Origin of the sequence: Paenibacillus sp. FSL H3-0469 (assembly GCF_038051945.1) — a bacterium.
GTDB lineage: Bacteria > Bacillota > Bacilli > Paenibacillales > Paenibacillaceae > Paenibacillus_AQ.
The window spans coordinates 2702939-2720933 of sequence record NZ_CP150302.1; the positions used below are offsets into that span (position 1 = coordinate 2702939).

The window sequence follows — 17995 nt, forward strand, 5'->3', positions numbered from 1 at the left end:
AAGCTGGCGCGCGTACTACCTGGAACGGGGAGTAGTTTGAGAAGAATTCGAGTTATTTTTTTGACGAAATACTAATTATTTAGTCGATTCCTGTCGAAATATATATTAAAATATCTAGTTACTTCGAGATATGGAAATAAATTTTAACCGCCATCCATTCAGAAATTCAGGAGGAACTTCCATGCCAACACCGAAAAAAACCCGAAAGCACCTATTCCGTATCACGAAGCTCAGAACTGAACTGATGCTGCTTATCATTACAGCTATTGTGCTGCCCTCGCTGGCTCTGGTGGCCATATCGACACAAACTTCAGAATCGGCGCTGCGCTCCAAAATGGAAGACACGACACGTTCAAGCATCCACCTCCTGGATAAAACATTGTCGCAGCTGATCCTGCTGGAGAGTGCCGCAGTGAATGAGCTGGCGTACGAGATGAGCAGCACCGGGCTTACGAACCATTCTCCACAGCTGCGCAAGCTGATCGACAACTTCAAACTCGAGCATCCTGAAGTAGATATCGTGGCAATAGGCAACGAGGACGGGAAATACATGTTCGCGCCGGATTCCAAGCTGGACAATTATGATCCCCGGATTCGCGACTGGTATATAGATGCACTTAAGACCCCGGAGACAACATCGGTGATCGATCCTATTTTCTCCAAAGTCACGAACAGCTACATTCTGCCGGTCTCCAAGGCTTTTCCGGACGGTAAGGGTGTGGTTACGATCAGCATCAGTATGAAGGAGCTTATGGAGCTGGCGAAGAATGTCAGCCTGGGCGATAGCGGATATGTCTTCATCCTGGACGGCAATAACAAGGTGATCTACCACCCTGCCCTAGAGATTGCTTCAGAAGCCACAGGCGCAATGACGGCTGGAACCAAGCAAGGTCCGGCGGGTAAAATCTCCTACAAGGATGCGGCAGCCGATACGCAAATGGACGGGTACTACATTACCAATGAGCTGACCGGCTTCACCTTGGCCGGAGTGCTTCCGGAGAGTGAATATACGAAGGCGGTCTACCCGATTCTGTACAAATCAGCTATCGTTCTCGTGATCGCGCTGCTGCTTGCTGCAGTGATTACCTTCCTCATTATCCGCCGGATTACCGGGCCGGTAGAACGCCTGAACCGTTCGGCCAAGCGGGTAAGCGAAGGACATCTGGATGAATTCGTCCAGACCAGCCGCAGGGATGAGATCGGTCAGCTTGCCGGCAATTACAATGAAATGGTCTCTTCACTGCGCACCATGGTACAGGAGGTTGCCGAGACCTCCGGCCAGCTCGCCGCTGCCAGTGAACAGCTCACAGCCAGTACGGCTGAGAACAGCAAAGCAGTCGAGTATGTGACGGAGCTGGTGGAGGAATCCACCAGGGGCGTGGAGACCCAGGCGTATGCTTCCGCCGAAGTCGCTACAACGATGGAGGAGATGTCCACTGGTATCCAGAAAATCGCTTCCGCTTCAGAAGCAATTGTGAGTGCCGCTATACTTACGGAAACGGATGTCGCAACCGGCAGCTCCAGAATGCAGGAGGCGCTACAGCAGATGAAAACGATCCGCGAATCGGTGCAGCAGTCCGGCACCCTGATCGCTGAGCTTAACGGCTTAAGCACCCGGGTGGCAGAGACCAGCACGGCGATCTCCGCCATTGCCAAGCAGACCAACCTCCTGTCGCTGAATGCCGGCATCGAAGCGGCCCGGGCCGGAGAACACGGCAGAGGCTTCGCCGTGGTTGCCGGTGAAGTGCGCAAGCTATCGGAGGCCACGAATAGCAGTGCCGGACAGATTCAGGAGACCATCTCTGAGATGGTAGGCCTGATCGCCAGCGCTTATGATGTGATGAAGCATAAGGTGGTAGAGGATGTGGAGCAGGGCATGGCGCTTACCGTGGAGGCGAGCGAAGCCTTCCGGCAGATTGAGCAGTCCACCCGGCAGGTCGGCGAGCAGATCCATGAGGTCTCGGCCATTACAGAGCAAATGTCGGCCAGCAGCTCCGAAGTAGCCGCCTCCGTCCAGGAGATGGCCACCATCGCCCGGGCAGCGCTCGACTCCTTCCAGAGCGTAACCGCAGCTACTGAGGAGCAGCTTGCTTCGATGGAGGAAATCACATCCTCCTCTGCGGCGCTCTCCGGCATGGCTGCGGATATGCAGGGACAGGTGGAGCGGTTCCAGTTCGATGCGAAGGGTAAGGCTTAATAATACAGAAGCGCCCCAAAATGCAAAGCAGCGATCCTCCAATAAAGGAGAATCGCTGCTTTTTGTCTTCAATCAGGGAAACTCCGCCGATCGTTACGGACTGAGGAGCGCTTATTTGGGATGAAGGTCATGATTGGGCAAAGTTACGGACACCATGGACCTTATCAGCCGATATTCCGCTCATAAGCATCGATTACAGAGACAATAAAGGCGCTACAGTCCGTTACAGCTCCAAAAGTGGCGTTTTCCTGAAAATAAGGGCGCTACAGTCCGCAAGGAGCTGCGCTCATTGGCGCATCTGTTTCGCCAAAGCGCCGAATCCATTTTACCGGATCGTAGCCGGATCGCCGCTGGTTGGGTCTCCCGCGACCGCTTGACGCTGTCTATTTTTGACTATTGCACCTCTGCCTCCGGCCAGCCGGAGACGGTCTCCTCTGCGTTCAGTTGAACGTAAGGCGGTAATTCGCCGCCCCGCAGCAGCCACAGCTCATGCAGGGCACGCGTACAGCCCACATACATCAGCTTCGCATCCCAGGCCGCCGCTCCATAATGGTCACTGTCGGCATCCGCCAGAATGACGGCATCGAACTCCAGTCCCTTGGACAAGTAGACGGGCAGAATCGACAATCCGCCGCGATATTCCGTGATGCTGCCGTCAATCAGATGAAGATCCTCGAACTGCGTGGCGAGCTCGGCGTACAGCTCAGACGCTTCCCGCAGGCTGCGGGTCAATACCGCCACCGTACGGTATTCGCGCCCGGAGAGCTGCGCCAGCGCGCTCTTAACCGCGCTGAGCCGCTCGTCCCTGCCCACAGAAGCATCCGTATACCATACCGCTTCCTTACCCGCAGCCGCATCCGTGTACCCTGCCGCTTCCTTACCCGCCGGAGCAGCCGCAGCCGTTCCCGGCAGCACATCCGCCTCATAGGAGATTAGCCGCACAGGATTTCCGCTGCGGAAGACCGGAACGGCCAGCAGCTCACTGCCTACGCCCGCAGACAGAATGCCGTTAGCGAACTCAATAATCTCCATCGTCGAGCGGTAGCTTCGGGTAAGTGCATGATATGCCGTGTGTTCTTCAGCGAACAGCGTCTGCATCTCTCTCCACGCATGCACTCCCTTGTAGGCGTGAATGCCCTGCGACAGGTCACCCAGAATGGTGAAGGAATGTCCTTTCACATACAGATCCAGTACAGCAATCTGGAACGGGGAGAAATCCTGCGCTTCATCGATCACGATATGGTCAAACCGTTCGGTACCCTCATTGCCGTTCAAAAGATAATGGATATACAGCAGCGGAGGAAGATCCTCCTCGCGCAGAATGCCCTTCTTCAGCTCCTTGACGGTCTCCTTCAGCACGGCAGGCGGAATCTCTTCCGGCGCTGCTGCCGGCCAGTCCTCCGGCACTTTCGCCGCCCGGAAGATCTGCTTATAGATGGCGAGCGGCTCGTACTTCGGCCACTTGGCGCTGTAAGCCTTCTCGCGTGCCGTGCCCTTCTTCTTGCGCTCCTTCAGCGCAGCCGCTGATGGACTCTTCTTAAGCTCCATCTCGATCCAGCGGTGAAGCCGCGCCATCACCCGCTCCTTGCGCTTCGCCGGAGGATACGGCGCATATTCCTCATTGTGCCAGCGCAGAATCACCTGGCGGCTCAGCACCGCCCCGTCCCAAGGGATGAAATCGCCCTCCGGCACAGCGCTGGTCTCCAGCAGCTTGACGCTGGATTCAATGACGCTCATCAGCACCGTTGATCCCTTGAAGCGCCCGGGGGTCTCTTCCGTGATGACCGGCATTGCTCCCGCCGTCTCGAACCAGCGGCTCATGACCTCCGAAGCATCCTGCTCCGGCAAGTCCACACCCAGTACCTCGGCCGCCCAGTCCGGGAACGTGCTCTGGGCAATATTGCCGACACCCAGCTCCGGCAGCACATCTGAAATATAGTCCAGGAACATCCGGTTCGGGGCGAAAATGATCATTTTCTCCGCCGAGACCTGCTCCTTGTATTGATACAATAAGAACGCCAGCCGGTGCAGCGCAACGGTGGTCTTACCGCTTCCCGCGACCCCCTGGATGATCAGCGCCGTGTTCTTGGCCGCCCGGATAATCTTGTCCTGCTCCTCCTGGATCGTGGAGACGATATCCCGCAGCCGGTTATCCTTGTTCTCCCCCAGCCGGTAGACCAGGAATTCATCCGATACCGCCGGTGCGTCGCTGTCACGGTTATACGTATCCGCCACCCGCTCCAGGATCTGCTTGCGAATCACGACGTTGCGCTTGAGATAGACCAGCCCTTCGATAAGCCCCTCCGGCGCTTCATACGAGGCAGCCTCCGTTCCTCCGGTAAAAGAATAAAACAGGCTCGCCACCGGTGCCCGCCAGTCAATGACAAGCGGACGGTCGCTTACCTGCTCGCGGTCTACGCCGATTTTGCCGATATAAAGTGCCTTGCGGTCCTGCTCGTCATTGCCCTGAAAATCAAGCCGTCCGAAATAAGGCTCCTGCCTAAGCTTGGCAAGATCTTTGCGCTTCTGTTCCCTCGAATCCTCCAGCACCTGCTCGGTATAATCGTGTCCCGTGTACACCGGTGTTGAGCGCAGCCGCTCAAGGGTGGAGTCAATCTCTGTCAGCACGTGGTTCAGCCTGTCTTCTTCCTCTTGATAGGCACTTTGAAAGTTGTCTTCCAATTTCAGTTACCTCCTAAAAGTTATGCGGGCATTCGCTTCCTGAATCACTACGAGCATAACTCGCTTCGGAAGCATGCACCTTAAGTGATGTGAGCAGTCCATCTTATCACAACACGACAGGGAAAGCCATATATTTCTATCTGCGGACCAGTGGAAGGGAAACGCGCCGCTCCCACCTTCCGCTTTGCCGTTAGCCCATCAGCGCATGCAGCACGAAGTTCGCAATGAACAGTCCGGCAATGCCGTACAATGCCGGAGGAACCTCCTTGCCTTTGCCGGTTGCCAGCTTCACCAGCGGGTAGGTGATGAAGCCAAACGCCATGCCGTCCACGATGCTGTAGGTGAAGGGAATCATCACCATGACCAGGAAGGCCGGGAACAGCTCTGTCATGTCGCCGAGATCCATCTCGCGCACGCTCTGCACCATCAACCCGCCGATTACGATCAGAATCGGCGCAATCGCGCTGTCCGGCACATAAGCCAGCAGCGGGATGAACAGAAAGGTCGCGCCGAACAGCAGGCCGGTGACGAGTGAGGTTAAGCCGGAGCGGCCCCCTGCCGCAATTCCGGCCGTGGATTCAGCAGCGGCGACCACCGGGCTGCTGCCGAACAGACCTGCCGCGATGTTGGCGAGCGACAGCGCCCGCAGACTGCTTTTGAAGCGTTCCGGACGTCCTGCCATCAGCGTCTGGGAAGAGATCAGGCCGATATTCTCGAAGACTACAATCAGCAGCAGCAGGAAGACGGCAATCCAGAAGACAAGGCTGACGAATCCGCTCCAGTCCATACTGGCGAACACGCTGCCGTAACCAGTGAACACATGTCCAGGCTCGGTATTCTTCGGCGCATGGGCGGCTCCCAGCAGATAGGCAAGCCCTGTGCCCGCGAGCATACTGATCAACAGCCCGCCGCGTGTGCCGCGGATGAACAGCACCAGCGCCAGCAGCAGCGTCACCACTGAGGTAATGACCGCAGGATCACTGAAATGCCCGATGGCAACGAAGGTGGTGGCGTGGGCAATGACAATCCCGCTTTTTTGCAGGCCGATGAAGGTCAGGAACAGTCCGATGCCGACGGTGATCGCATGCTGCAGATTATGGGGAATCGCATCGCTGAGAATGCGGTAGAGCGAGGTGAAGGCCACAATGGCGAACAGTACCCCGGTTACCACCACCACCGCCAGCGCCTCACGCCAGTCCAGCTTCATAGAATGCACCAGCGTATAAGTGAAAAAGGCGTTGATCCCCATGCCCGGGACGACGATAATCGGCGTTTTGCCGCCAAAAGCCATCAGCAGGCAGCCCGTCACCGCTGTCAGCAGCGTGGCAACCATCCCGGCCCGCAGCGGCATGCCTGCATCTGCCAGGATCGCCGCGTTAACCATTACAATATATACCGAAGCGAAATACGACAGGATACCGGCCGCCCACTCCTGCTTCCAGTTATCGCCCGGCTCCATTCCCACACTATTCCGCCAAATATTCGATTTCATGTAACAACCTCCACTTCAGTTCATCTCATGTGATGTTAAGTATCTCCCCACAATACATACCGTAAAATAACCCCACAAAGTGCGGCTTTAGCTCCGAAGCCTATTCAGGTACTTTGCGGGGGGCCCCAATACATACCGTAATAAAAGGGCATATAGCCGGAAACCGGCTACATACCCTTTTACCTGATAGAATTCATTCAAATGTAATGCCGCCCGTTGCGAGCAAATCCCGTACCGTTACACTGACCATAATCAGGCCGACTACAGGGGGTACAAAAGAAGTACTGGCCGGAGGCTGCTTCGCCTTGCGCCGGTCCGGCGCATTCGCAGGCACGATCTGCTCCGTCACATCTTCGCGCGGCTTCACAGGCTTCTCGGTGGAGAAGACCACCTTCACGCCCTTCTTGATGCCTTCCTTGCGCAGTCTGGTGCGGATCACCCGGGCAATCGGGTCCATGGTGGTCTTGGAGATGTCGGCGACCTGGAAGCGGGTCGGGTCCATCTTGTTGGCCGCTCCCATGCTGGAGATCATTGGGATCTTCCGGGCCAGACACTCCTTGATCAGGTGAATCTTATAGATAATCGTATCCGAAGCGTCAATTACATAGTCCAGCTTGTATTTGAACAGTTCCTCATACGTCTCTTCGGTGTAGAACATATTCAGCGCAATCGCTTCGCAGTCCGGGTTGATCAGCTTGATGCGGTCCACCATCAGATCGGTTTTGTTCTGGCCGATGGTCGTGGTCAGCGCATGAAGCTGGCGGTTGATGTTGGTAATATCCACCGAATCCTTATCAATCAGGATAATCCGGCCGATGCCTGTCCGGGCCAGCGCTTCCGCCGCCATGGCGCCGACTCCGCCGATCCCCAGCACAGCCACTGTGCTGTTTTTCATAATCTCCAGGCCCTCCGGCCCGATCGCCAGCTCCGTACGCGAGAACTGATTCAGCATGATGTCAGCCTCCTTGGGCAAGGCTTCCGGGACGTCACTCTGCTCTCCTGGTGCGCCCCGTCAGTCCATAGTTGATTTATTTCTTTTCTTTTTCCGGTTTCGGTGCCAGCTTGATATGCAGCTGCTCCAGCTGTCCGGCATCCACCGGAGACGGGGCATCCATCAGCAGGTCCGTTGCACTTGCCGTCTTAGGGAAGGCAATCGTCTCACGCAGATTCGTGCGGCCTGCCAGCAGCATAATCAGACGGTCGAAGCCGAACGCGATGCCGCCATGCGGAGGCGTGCCGTATTCAAAGGCATCCATCAGATAGCCGAACTTCTCATAAGCCAGCTCCTGCGAGAAGCCTAGGGCATCGAACATTTTCTCCTGAACATCACGCTTGTAGATACGCTGGGAACCGCCGCCCACCTCGTATCCGTTAAGCACGATATCATAGGCTTGAGCACGGATTGCACCGGGATCAGTATCGAAGAGATGCAGGTCTTCATCCATCGGGCGGGTGAACGGGTGATGCTCGGCCACATAACGCTTCTGGTCTTCATCGTAGCCGAGCAGCGGGAATTCCGTTACCCAAGCGAATTTGAACACACTATCATCGATCAGACCAAGCTGACGGCCGATCTTCAGACGCAGGGCGCCAAGTACATCGGCTACCACCTTCTTGGTATCAGCGGAGAAGAGCAGCAGGTCGCCATCCTCGGCACCTGTGCGCTCCTTCACGGCAGCGATTTCTTCCTCGGAGAAGAACTTCACAATCGGTCCCTTGAACTCGCCGTCTTTGACCTGAATCCAGGCCAGACCCTTGGCGCCGTAACGGGCCGCGTATGGTCCAAGATCATCAATCTCCTTACGGGTCCATGTGCCGCAGCCCTTAGCGTTCAGACATTTCACTTCTCCGCCCTTCTCAATCACGGAAGCGAACACCTTCACGCCGCTCTCAGCAACGATATCATTCATCTCTACCAGCTCCAGGCCAAACCGCAGGTCCGGCTTGTCGGAGCCGTATTTGCCGATCGCTTCGGCATACGTCAGACGCTGGAACGGAACAGCAACCTCAACACCGATCGTTTCCTTCAGCAGGCGCTGCATGAGCTTCTCCATCATCGCCAGCAGCTCATCCTGCGGCATGAACGAGGTCTCAATATCGAACTGCGTGAATTCCGGCTGGCGGTCAGCGCGCAGGTCTTCATCGCGGAAGCAACGGGCCATCTGGTAATAACGCTCGATGCCGCCAACCATCAGCAGCTGCTTGTAGATCTGCGGCGATTGCGGAAGCGCGAAGAATTCGCCTTCATGCACACGGCTGGGCACGAGGTAGTCACGTGCGCCTTCCGGCGAGCTTTTGGTCAGGATCGGCGTCTCTACATCGATGAAGCCTTCATTGTCCAGGAAGTCACGGAAAATCTTCGCTGCCTTGGAACGGAGCAGCAGCGTCTTGTGCATCTCCGGACGGCGCAGGTCCAGGTAACGGTATTTCATGCGCAGAGATTCGTCTACTTCCACCCCGTCTTCGATGAAGAATGGAGGCGTCTTGGCCGCATTCAGCACTTCAATATCTGTAATCTGCACTTCGATCTCACCAGTCGGCAGGTTGCGGTTAATGGTCTCCTCATCACGCTTCACCACGGTACCTGTCACGGACAGCACGTATTCACTGCGCACCTTATCGGCAATCTGCAGCGCTTCGCCGGAATAGTCAGGGTTGAAGACAATCTGTACAATCCCTGTACGGTCGCGCAGATCAATGAACAGCACGCCTCCAAGGTCACGGCGGGTCTGTACCCAGCCGTTCAATGTTACGGTCTCACCGATGCTCGCTGTTGTTAATTGTCCACAGTTATGGCTTCTGGTCATCTTTTATCCTACCCCTTCATGATTGAAATTACCTATACTCGCTAAAGTTGCTTAATTCTGAATCAGCGCCTGGGCCAGCTCGTCCAGCTTCACCGTCCGCTGCTCGCCGGTCTCCATTGACTTCAGTGCGATGACGCCGCTATTCAGCTCGTCTTCACCGAGAATCGCCGTATACCGGGCTGACATGCGGTCCGCCGACTTCATCTGCGCCTTCATCTTGCGCCCCAGGTAATCGCGCTCCGCAGAGAAGCCCAGGCTGCGCAGACGGAACAGCTGCTTCGTAATCTCCAGATCTGCTGCTTCGCCAAGTGCAACGAAGTACACATCCAGCGGCTTCGCCGCTTCCAGCTCGACACCCTGATTCTCCAGAATCAGCAGAATCCGCTCCAGACCAATCCCGAACCCGATACCCGGCTGATCTGGTCCGCCGATCTCCTCGACCAGACCGTTATACCGGCCGCCGCCGCCCACCGTGTCAATGGAGCCAATGCCTGCCGCTTTATACTCAAACGCCGTATGCGTGTAATAATCAAGGCCGCGTACCAGACGGGGGTTGATGCTGTACTCCACACCCATCACATCCAGGTGTCCCTTCACCTTCGCAAAATGCTCTGTACACTCTTCATCCAGACTGTCCAGAATAGAGGGCGCTCCGCCAAACTTGTCCTGATCCACCTTGCAGTCCAGCACGCGCAGCGGGTTGCGTTCCATCCGGCGCTGGCAGTCGCTGCACAGGCTCGCTCTCATCGGTCTCAGGAAATCCAGCAGCTTCTCGCGGTAAGCCGCACGGCTCGGCGCATTGCCGACCGAGTTCAGCTCTACCCGCACATCCTTCAGCCCCAGATCAATGTAGAACTGGTACCCCAGCGAGATGACTTCAGCATCAATCGCCGGGTCCACCGCGCCGAAGGCTTCGATGCCGAACTGATGGAACTGGCGGTATCTGCCGGCCTGCGGACGTTCATAACGGAACATCGGTCCGATGTAATACAGCTTGCTGACATCCGGCTCCCCGTATAGCTTGTTCTGGACATACGCGCGTACCACGCCTGCTGTCCCTTCGGGACGAAGCGCCAGATCGCGGTCGCCCTTGTCCTTGAAGGTATACATCTCACCTTCTACAATATCCGTTGTTTCACCGACTCCGCGCTCGAACAGCCCGGTGTGCTCGAACAGCGGGGTACGGATCTCCCGGTAATTGAAGCGGCGGCACAGCTCTCTTGCCTTGGCCTCCACTACCTGCCATTTCTCTACTGCACCCGGAAGTACATCCTGCGTACCTGTAGGTTTCTCGAATCTTTCTTTAGCCACAGTCTATCCCTCCTGAAAATAACCCCTAAAAACAGCAAAAAATCCCTCATCCCTGTTCAATTACAACAGGGACGAGGGATTATCATAACCAATAATTCACCCGTGGTACCACCCACATTCCGGGCTCCATGCAACTTGCTCTGCATAAGCTCCGCTCTAAGCGGTTAACGCCCGCCTACGCGCATTCGGCTACTGACTGAAGGCTCTAATGCTGCCTGCGTTCGCCGTGCGTTCTCGGGGAGGTCATTCGTCCGTTCATCAACAGAATCCTTACAGCCGTGCGGATCAGCGGGTGGTGGTCCTCCTTAACTGGACGACAGCCATGATCTGCGGGATTCCTCTCTGGGGTTGTGGGTTACGGATTACTTGGTCCCGTCATCAAAACAATATAAACTTACCTATACTGTTAGATTCTACTGAACCACTGCGCTAAAGTCAAGGATTGAATAAAATAAGCTGCCACGAGCCAGCGTTCCTTCAGCCAAGTGGACTGAAATACCGCTATTGGGGCAAAAGCTCCTCATTCTCAGCTTAAGCGGACTCAGATTCCGCTATGCACCTACATATGCCTCGTTATCCGCTCAATTCAGCCTAATAACGGAATGTCAGTCCGCTTCACTACTTCACTCTATTGACACTCCATGTTACTTGAAATCTCCCCAAAAATAAAAAAGTGACCTGCAGCCGATTGCTGCAGGTCCATCATCATATATTATAAAAAAGGGGGTCATGCTTCTATTATAAACACGCTATATTAAGGAATCATGAATGTAGTGTTACAGTTGCATTACAGAAAAGAAAGCGTTTCACCAAGCCGGCCAAATCCCTGCTGTCATGCTAATCCATAGGTTACACCATCCCCCTGCTCCTGTCTACATCTATCCCGCTGTTTTCCTTTTATGCTGCATATAAAACAGCTCCAGCCTCTCCATAACGGAGGGCTGGAGCTGAAATGTATACCGGCAGCGATGCCGCAGTCCTTTTTAATCAAAAATCTCCACATAGGCCTGCTTACCGCGCAGAACCTCTACAACCTCGTTGTAATGATTCTCGGCTACCTTGAGATCCATGACATAATGCAGGTGCTCCAAGTCGCTGCTTGTGAGCGCTTCCCCTCTATGCACTTCGCCCTCCGTACGTACTTCATCCGCACGCACTTCATCCGTACGTTTCAGATCATCATCGGTCACAACGGCCGGGACAATGGCCGCACCGGATCCCATGCCGCTTGCACCTCCGGCAGCGTACACGCCCCCGGCACCGGTTGAAGCGGTATTGGTGGACCCCAGCGGGATCAGAATATTGCGCCGGTTATTTACTCCATTATCCAATGGGTCAGTCAAAGCGGATACCTCAATCCCCTCTACACCGTACGGAATCAATGCTGTCTTGGCGCCTTCCGCTGCACTTTCTGTACTGAAATAGGCCTGGATTCTTTTACTCATTGTAAATCCCTCCCATAAAGTTGTATTATGCCTAACGGGTTATGCATGTATTTCATGTATTACAACACCTTAAGCAGCTCACGCACAAAAGCGGGCTCATCCTTGGGTGTGCGTGAAGTAATGTAATTGCCGTCTACGACGACCTCTTCATCCTTGAACTCCGCGCCGGCATTGATCAGATCATCCTTCAGCGGCGGGTAGGAGGTAAGGGTGCGGCCTTGCAGCAGTTCAGCGCTGATCAGAATCTGCGGGCCGTGGCAGATAGCGGCAATCGGCTTGCCTGCACGGTCAGCATCCTTCACGAATTGCAGAACATCCGGGTCGAGACGAAGATTCTCCGGCGAAGATCCGCCTGGAATGACTATCGCATCATACTCTCCGGCTGTGACCTCGCTGATCGCTTTATCAGCGGTATAAGATACGCTTCCTTGTTTGCCGAGCAGGGTCTCATTTTTCTTCAGACCGATGATTTCTGCCTGATGTCCTGCCTGTAAAACTTCTTCGTAAGGAACCTTCATTTCAGAATCTTCAAAGTCATTGGCGAGCAGAAAAGCTACTTTACTCATGAGATCCATATCTCCTCTCTTGGGTGCTGTCGTCTCGTCAATCTATTACCCTCATTCCCCCGCTTTATAACGAAGCCTAAGCAGTTCCCGTAAATTCTGTTCCGTACCTGCTGCCTCCGCGCTCAAAAAACTCCACTCCCCGTGTACCTTCACTGCGTTCAGGTACGCGGCAAAAGACCTCGGCCCCTCCGCTGAAGCCCCTGCGGCTCCTTCGGGTCCCCGGCTTCCTTGGCTGTCGCTGAAGCTTCGGCCATCGACCCGGCCACATGGGCCTGAATCGTGTTCCACATCCATGCTTTTGGTGCTTGTCTCATTCTGCTTGCTCCCCGCACTTATGAATAATGGTGCATCATTCATAGTCTATCCAGTCAGAGCTGCTGCTATCCCGCTTGGTTAACTCACAGCAAAAAGACCCCACCATGTGGAGTCCCGTGATGTATCTTATCAAGTGGAAACGGCTTTGCCGTCCTTTTAAAGAACGGTACCGTTTCGGCGAGAAATAGAAGGATAAATTATCGTGTGAAACCTATAAATTCTTATATTTACAGTTAAGGCGGCGTCTGCCGCCTGCATTCCTAACCCTTGCTGTCCAGCAGCAGCGTAACCGGTCCCCAGTTGGTCAGGGCGACATCCATCATCGCTCCGAACACGCCGGTCTCTACCTTCAGCCCTCCGGCACGCAGTTCCTGATTGAAGTAGTCGTAGAGCCGCTCTGCCTCCGCAGGAGCCGCTGCCGCCATGAAGTTGGGACGTCTGCCCTTGCGGCAGTCCCCGTACAGCGTGAACTGGGAGACGGACAGGATGGCACCGCCGGCCTCCGTCACACTATGGTTCATTTTACCGGCTGCATCCTCAAAAATCCGTAGTCCGGCAACCTTGTCCGCCAAATACTTGGCATCCTTCTCTGTATCCTCATGGGTGACGCCGACCAGCAGCAGCAGACCCTCTCCAATCGCTCCGGTCACTGTGCCGTCCACCGTCACACTGGAGTTCTTGCAGCGCTGCACAACGACTCTCATCTCATTCTTCAACTCCTTGCCTTAGCCCTCTATTGCATAATGCGGTTAACGGTATATACATCCTTGACCCGCTTCACTTTGTCGACCACAGACTGCAGGTGATCGGTATTGCGGATCAGAATCGTCATATGGATCATCGCCATCTTGTTCTTGTCGGAGCGCCCGGTGACCGCTGAAATATTGGTCTTGCTCTCCGATACCGCCTGCAGCACCTCATTCAGCAGCCCGTTGCGGTCATGGCCGGTAATCTCAATATCGACGCTGTAATTAGCCTCCATACTGCCTTCCCACTCCACTTCGATCACGCGGGCTGCTTCCTCTCCGTCCATCTCATTCGGAAGGTTCGGACAATCCTCACGGTGTACCGATACGCCCCGTCCGCGGGTCACATAGCCGATGATATCGTCACCCGGCACGGGATTACAACATCGTGCGAAGCGCACCAGCAGATTGTCGATCCCCTTGACACGGACCCCGTTGGTCGGCTGGTTGCGCTTCTCTCCGCTGGATTTGATCGCCTTCATCTCGGAGGTAAGCTCCAGATGGCCTGCGGCCTCCTCCTGTTCCTTACGCAGCTTCTCGGTCAGCTTGGAAGCGATCTGAGCGGCGGTAATCCCGCCGAAGCCGACCGCCGACAGCATATCCTCCACATCGTTGAAGGCAAACTTCTTCGCTGCCTCCGACAATTTGTCCTCCGTCAGCCAGTCAGAGACCTCTACGTTCAGGCGCTTCAGCTCGCGTTCGATGGCCTCCCGGCCCTTCTCCACGTTCTCTTCGCGCTTCTCCTTCTTGAACCACTGCTTGATCTTGCTCCGCGCATGCGAGGACTGGGCAATCTTCAGCCAATCGCGGCTCGGACCGTATGAATTCTTCGAGGTCAGAATCTCCACGATATCCCCGGTCTTCAGCTTATGGTCAAGCGGAACAATACGCCCGTTCACTTTGGAGCCGATCGTCCGGTTCCCGACCTCGGTATGGATGCGGAATGCGAAATCCAGCGGCACCGAGCCTGCAGGCAGCTCCACTACCTCACCCTTAGGCGTGAATACGAAGACGAGATCGGAGAAGAAGTCCATTTTGAGCGATTCCACGAACTCTTCGGCATCCTTGGCTTCATGCTGCAGCTCCAGAATCTCGCGGAAGAACGGCATCCGGTTCTCGGGATTGACGTTGTTGCTGCTGCCTTCCTTATACGCCCAGTGGGCGGCGATCCCGAATTCGGCCGTACGGTGCATCTCCCAGGTGCGGATCTGTACCTCCGTGGGCTCTCCTCCCGGACCAACAACGGTTGTATGCAAAGACTGATACATGTTCGCTTTGGGCATAGCAATATAGTCCTTGAAACGGCCAGGCATCGGCTTCCAAAGTGTATGAATAATACCCAAAGTGGCATAACAATCCTTAATATTGTCGACGATAATGCGGATAGCCAGCAGATCATAGATCTCGTTGAACTGCTTGTTCTTCGTGTTCATCTTGTTATAGACACTGTAGATATGCTTCGGGCGTCCCGAGAGATCGCCTTCAATGCCCATTTCATCCAGCTTGGCGCGGATGCGGCCGATTACACTGTCAATGAACTGCTCACGTTCTGCCCGTTTCTTGTGTACAAGATTGGCAATCCGGTAATACTGCTGCGGATTCAGATAACGGAGCGCAATATCCTCCATCTCCCACTTGATCGCAGAGATCCCCAGCCGGTCCGCAATGGGACAAAAGATCTCCAGCGTCTCATAAGAAATCCGGCGCTGACTCTCTTCAGACTGGTATTTGAGCGTACGCATATTGTGCAGACGGTCCGCCAGCTTAATCACGATTACCCGGATATCCTGGGCCATAGCGATGAACATCTTGCGGTAGTTCTCGTTCTGCTGCTCCTCCTTGGACCGGAAGCGGATGCGTTCCAGCTTGGTCAGGCCGTCCACCAGCATGGCGCAGGTATCGCCGAATTGCGTGCGGATCTGCTCCAGGGACACCGTCGTATCTTCCACAACATCATGCAGCAGCGCAGCAATAATGGATATGACATCCATTTGCATATTGACGACAATATCTGCGACCGCGAGCGGATGTAGAATGTATGGCTCCCCCGACTTCCGGACCTGCCCGTGATGAGCCTGATCGGCGAATTCATAAGCTTCACGGATGCGGAGAAGATCTTTTTCTTTTATATAGGCGCCAGCCTTCTCGGTTAATTGCTCTATGCCCATTCTCGTCGTATCCGTTTCCCTTCTATAATAAAATGAACCTGCAAGCATGCAGAATTTGCAGGTTCCATACGTTCCCGGCTGCATTGCGCTCAGGTTAAAGTTGTCTATAATTATGACGCTTACGAGGGATTCCGTCAACACTTGCCATAGCGTGGTATTCTTGTAAGGGAAAGGGGCAAGAAAAGACAATTTTGTGGCACGGGTAAAAATGTTGTTGTAAAAACCCGCCGATCTATTTAATCTAGTAAAGGCGGTTTTTTAAAAGATAAGAATTGTCAAATCAAATTAGATCAGAAAGAGAAGTGAACTCCATTGCAACGCGAAATTCAAATTAACGAAAGACTCCCTTGGGGCCCGGGCTTCCTCCTGAGTCTTCAGCATCTGTTCGCCATGTTCGGCAGCACTGTGCTTGTTCCCAACCTGTTCGGGGTAGATCCCGGCATGATCCTGCTGATGAACGGTATCGGCACCTTGCTCTACATTCTGATCTGCCGCGGCAAAATCCCCGCCTATTTGGGTTCAAGCTTTGCCTTCATCTCTCCGGTGCTGCTTGTGTTGAAAGATCATGCCGGCGATCATGAGCGCGGATATTCGCTTGCACTGGGTGCTTTTATCGTGACTGGTGTTATATTCATTCTTGTGGCCTTAATTGTACGTTATGCCGGTACCGGTTGGATTGATATTGTATTCCCTCCTGCAGTCATGGGAGCAATCGTTGCCACAATCGGACTGGAGCTTGTGCCTGTAGCCGCACGGATGGCCGGACTGATTGCTCCTGATGGTGTGGCTACCGCAGACTGGACGCCTGACGGCAAAGCGATAACCCTGTCGCTCGTCACGCTCGGTGTTACCGTGCTCGGCTCCGTGCTGTTCCGCGGCTTCCCCAAAATCATTCACATTCTCATCGGTATCGTGACCGGTTATGTACTCGCTTATATAATGGGTGAGGTGAACACTGGTGCTATCTCTCAAGCAAGCTTCCTCTCGCATCCAACAATCATTACCCCATCCTTCAACTGGCAGGTCATTCTGACTATTATTCCTGTATCGCTTGTGGTCATTGTTGAGCATATCGGCCATTTGCTGGTGACCAGCAATATCGTCGGCAAGGATCTGACTAAGGACCCGGGACTGGACCGCTCACTGATGGGTAACGGGATTTCAACTGTTCTCTCAGGGTTCCTCGGGTCTACACCTAATACCACTTATGGTGAGAATATCGGCGTAATGGCTCTGACCAAGGTGTACTCGGTATATGTTATCGCGGGGGCTGCTGTAATCGCCATTGTACTGTCGTTCTCCGGAACGTTCTCCTCAGTCATTGCTAACATTCCGCTGCCGGTCATGGGCGGTGTCTCCCTGCTGCTGTTCGGGGTTATTGCGGCGTCAGGCCTGCGTATCTTCGTTGAACAGAAGGTCGATTTCTCCAAAGCCACCAACATGATTCTGGCGACGCTCGTCCTGGTTGTCGGCATCAGCGGCATTTCGCTGAAGCTCGGCGGTGTAGAGCTGAAAGGGATGGCACTGGCGACTATCGTCGGTATGGTCCTCGCCCTGCTCTTCAAGCTGATCGAGGTTCTGGGCCTGTCCAATGAACAGGAAGCTGACAAATCGGCACATTAAGTGACTCACATCTTTTATTGTCCACCCACTTCAACCTGTAACAAAAAAACGGACTGCTGTCTTCATTCGACAGCAGTCCGCTTTTTATTTCCCGGGAAAAGTTGCCGGGCACGGAGATTAATCCTCGTAAGTCAACAAGGTAACTACTTCAATATCCGACAGCTTGTCCCGTCCGGACAGGGCTGTCAATTCGATCAGGAATGCAGCGCCGACCACCTGGCCGCCAAGCTGCTCTACCAGGTTAACAGAAGTAGCAATCGTTCCGCCTGTAGCCAGCAGATCATCTGCAATGAGCACCTTCTGGCCGGGCTTGATCGCATCGGTATGCACAGCGAGGGTATCCTTGCCGTATTCCAGATCATAGCCTACTTCGATTGTCTCATAAGGAAGCTTGCCGCTTTTACGGATTGGCACGAAGCCTACCCCAAGCGCGTAGGCCAGCGGCGCGCCCACTACAAAGCCGCGCGCCTCCGGTCCGGCAATGACGTCGATCTCCAGGTGGGCCACCAGAGCCTTAAGCTCATCGATGGCTGCACGGTACGCAGCGCCGTCCTTGAGCAGCGTGGTAATATCTTTGAAGCTGATTCCCGCCTGGGGGAAATCCGGAATTACGCGAATATTGTCTTTGAAATCCAACATCATC

13 protein-coding genes are annotated in these 17995 nt (G+C 54.6%); 2 read left to right on the forward strand and 11 right to left on the reverse strand.

Annotation, left to right across the window (positions count from 1 at the left end; all coding sequences use genetic code 11):
• The first annotated feature begins 181 nt into the window (after window positions 1–181).
• A complete protein-coding gene (locus NSS83_RS11700) occupies window positions 182–2197 on the forward strand; it encodes a methyl-accepting chemotaxis protein (RefSeq protein ID WP_341184344.1) in 2016 nt (671 codons plus the stop codon).
• 393 nt (window positions 2198–2590) lie between these two features.
• Here NSS83_RS11700 and NSS83_RS11705 read toward each other — a convergent pair whose 3' ends face one another.
• The 10 genes from NSS83_RS11705 to NSS83_RS11750 all read right to left on the reverse strand — a co-directional run bounded on the left by NSS83_RS11705 (window position 2591) and on the right by NSS83_RS11750 (window position 15729).
• Window positions 2591–4879: a UvrD-helicase domain-containing protein gene (locus NSS83_RS11705; protein WP_341348294.1), complete on the reverse strand. Its 2289-nt coding sequence runs from the start codon at window positions 4877–4879 to the stop codon at window positions 2591–2593.
• A 190-nt stretch (window positions 4880–5069) separates the two neighbouring features.
• On the reverse strand, window positions 5070–6371 hold the full coding sequence (locus NSS83_RS11710; protein WP_341184342.1) for an NCS2 family permease: 1302 nt from the start codon (window positions 6369–6371) through the stop codon (window positions 5070–5072).
• Window positions 6372–6564: 193 nt separating this feature from the next.
• Complete coding sequence (locus tag NSS83_RS11715) at window positions 6565–7323, reverse strand: tRNA threonylcarbamoyladenosine dehydratase (RefSeq protein WP_341184341.1); 759 nt, start codon at window positions 7321–7323, stop codon at window positions 6565–6567.
• Window positions 7324–7399: 76 nt separating this feature from the next.
• Window positions 7400–9178: an aspartate--tRNA ligase gene (aspS, locus tag NSS83_RS11720; protein ID WP_341184340.1), complete on the reverse strand. Its 1779-nt coding sequence runs from the start codon at window positions 9176–9178 to the stop codon at window positions 7400–7402.
• A 51-nt stretch (window positions 9179–9229) separates the two neighbouring features.
• A complete protein-coding gene (hisS, locus tag NSS83_RS11725) occupies window positions 9230–10489 on the reverse strand; it encodes a histidine--tRNA ligase (RefSeq protein WP_341348295.1) in 1260 nt (419 codons plus the stop codon).
• Between the two features lie 983 nt (window positions 10490–11472).
• Window positions 11473–11934 carry a hypothetical protein gene (locus NSS83_RS11730; protein WP_341184338.1) on the reverse strand — a complete coding sequence of 154 codons (462 nt, stop codon included), beginning with the start codon at window positions 11932–11934 and terminating at the stop codon, window positions 11473–11475.
• A 59-nt stretch (window positions 11935–11993) separates the two neighbouring features.
• Window positions 11994–12500: a type 1 glutamine amidotransferase domain-containing protein gene (locus NSS83_RS11735; RefSeq protein WP_341184337.1), complete on the reverse strand. Its 507-nt coding sequence runs from the start codon at window positions 12498–12500 to the stop codon at window positions 11994–11996.
• 158 nt (window positions 12501–12658) lie between these two features.
• Window positions 12659–12814 (reverse strand): hypothetical protein, encoded by a 156-nt coding sequence (locus tag NSS83_RS11740; protein ID WP_156949513.1) that lies wholly within the window; start codon window positions 12812–12814, stop codon window positions 12659–12661.
• A gap of 261 nt (window positions 12815–13075) precedes the next feature.
• Window positions 13076–13519 carry a D-aminoacyl-tRNA deacylase gene (dtd, locus tag NSS83_RS11745; RefSeq protein ID WP_341184336.1) on the reverse strand — a complete coding sequence of 148 codons (444 nt, stop codon included), beginning with the start codon at window positions 13517–13519 and terminating at the stop codon, window positions 13076–13078.
• Between the two features lie 29 nt (window positions 13520–13548).
• Window positions 13549–15729, reverse strand: a complete 2181-nt coding sequence (locus tag NSS83_RS11750) for a bifunctional (p)ppGpp synthetase/guanosine-3',5'-bis(diphosphate) 3'-pyrophosphohydrolase (protein WP_341184335.1) — start codon at window positions 15727–15729, stop codon at window positions 13549–13551.
• Between the two features lie 312 nt (window positions 15730–16041).
• Here NSS83_RS11750 and uraA point away from each other — a divergent pair, with 312 nt between their 5' ends.
• Complete coding sequence (gene uraA, locus NSS83_RS11755; protein WP_341184334.1) at window positions 16042–17352, forward strand: uracil permease; 1311 nt, start codon at window positions 16042–16044, stop codon at window positions 17350–17352.
• A gap of 117 nt (window positions 17353–17469) precedes the next feature.
• Here uraA and NSS83_RS11760 read toward each other — a convergent pair whose 3' ends face one another.
• The gene (locus NSS83_RS11760; protein ID WP_341185224.1) at window positions 17470–17988 is read right to left on the reverse strand and encodes an adenine phosphoribosyltransferase; all 519 of its coding nucleotides are present in this window, start codon (window positions 17986–17988) and stop codon (window positions 17470–17472) included.
• Window positions 17989–17995 lie beyond the last annotated feature (7 nt).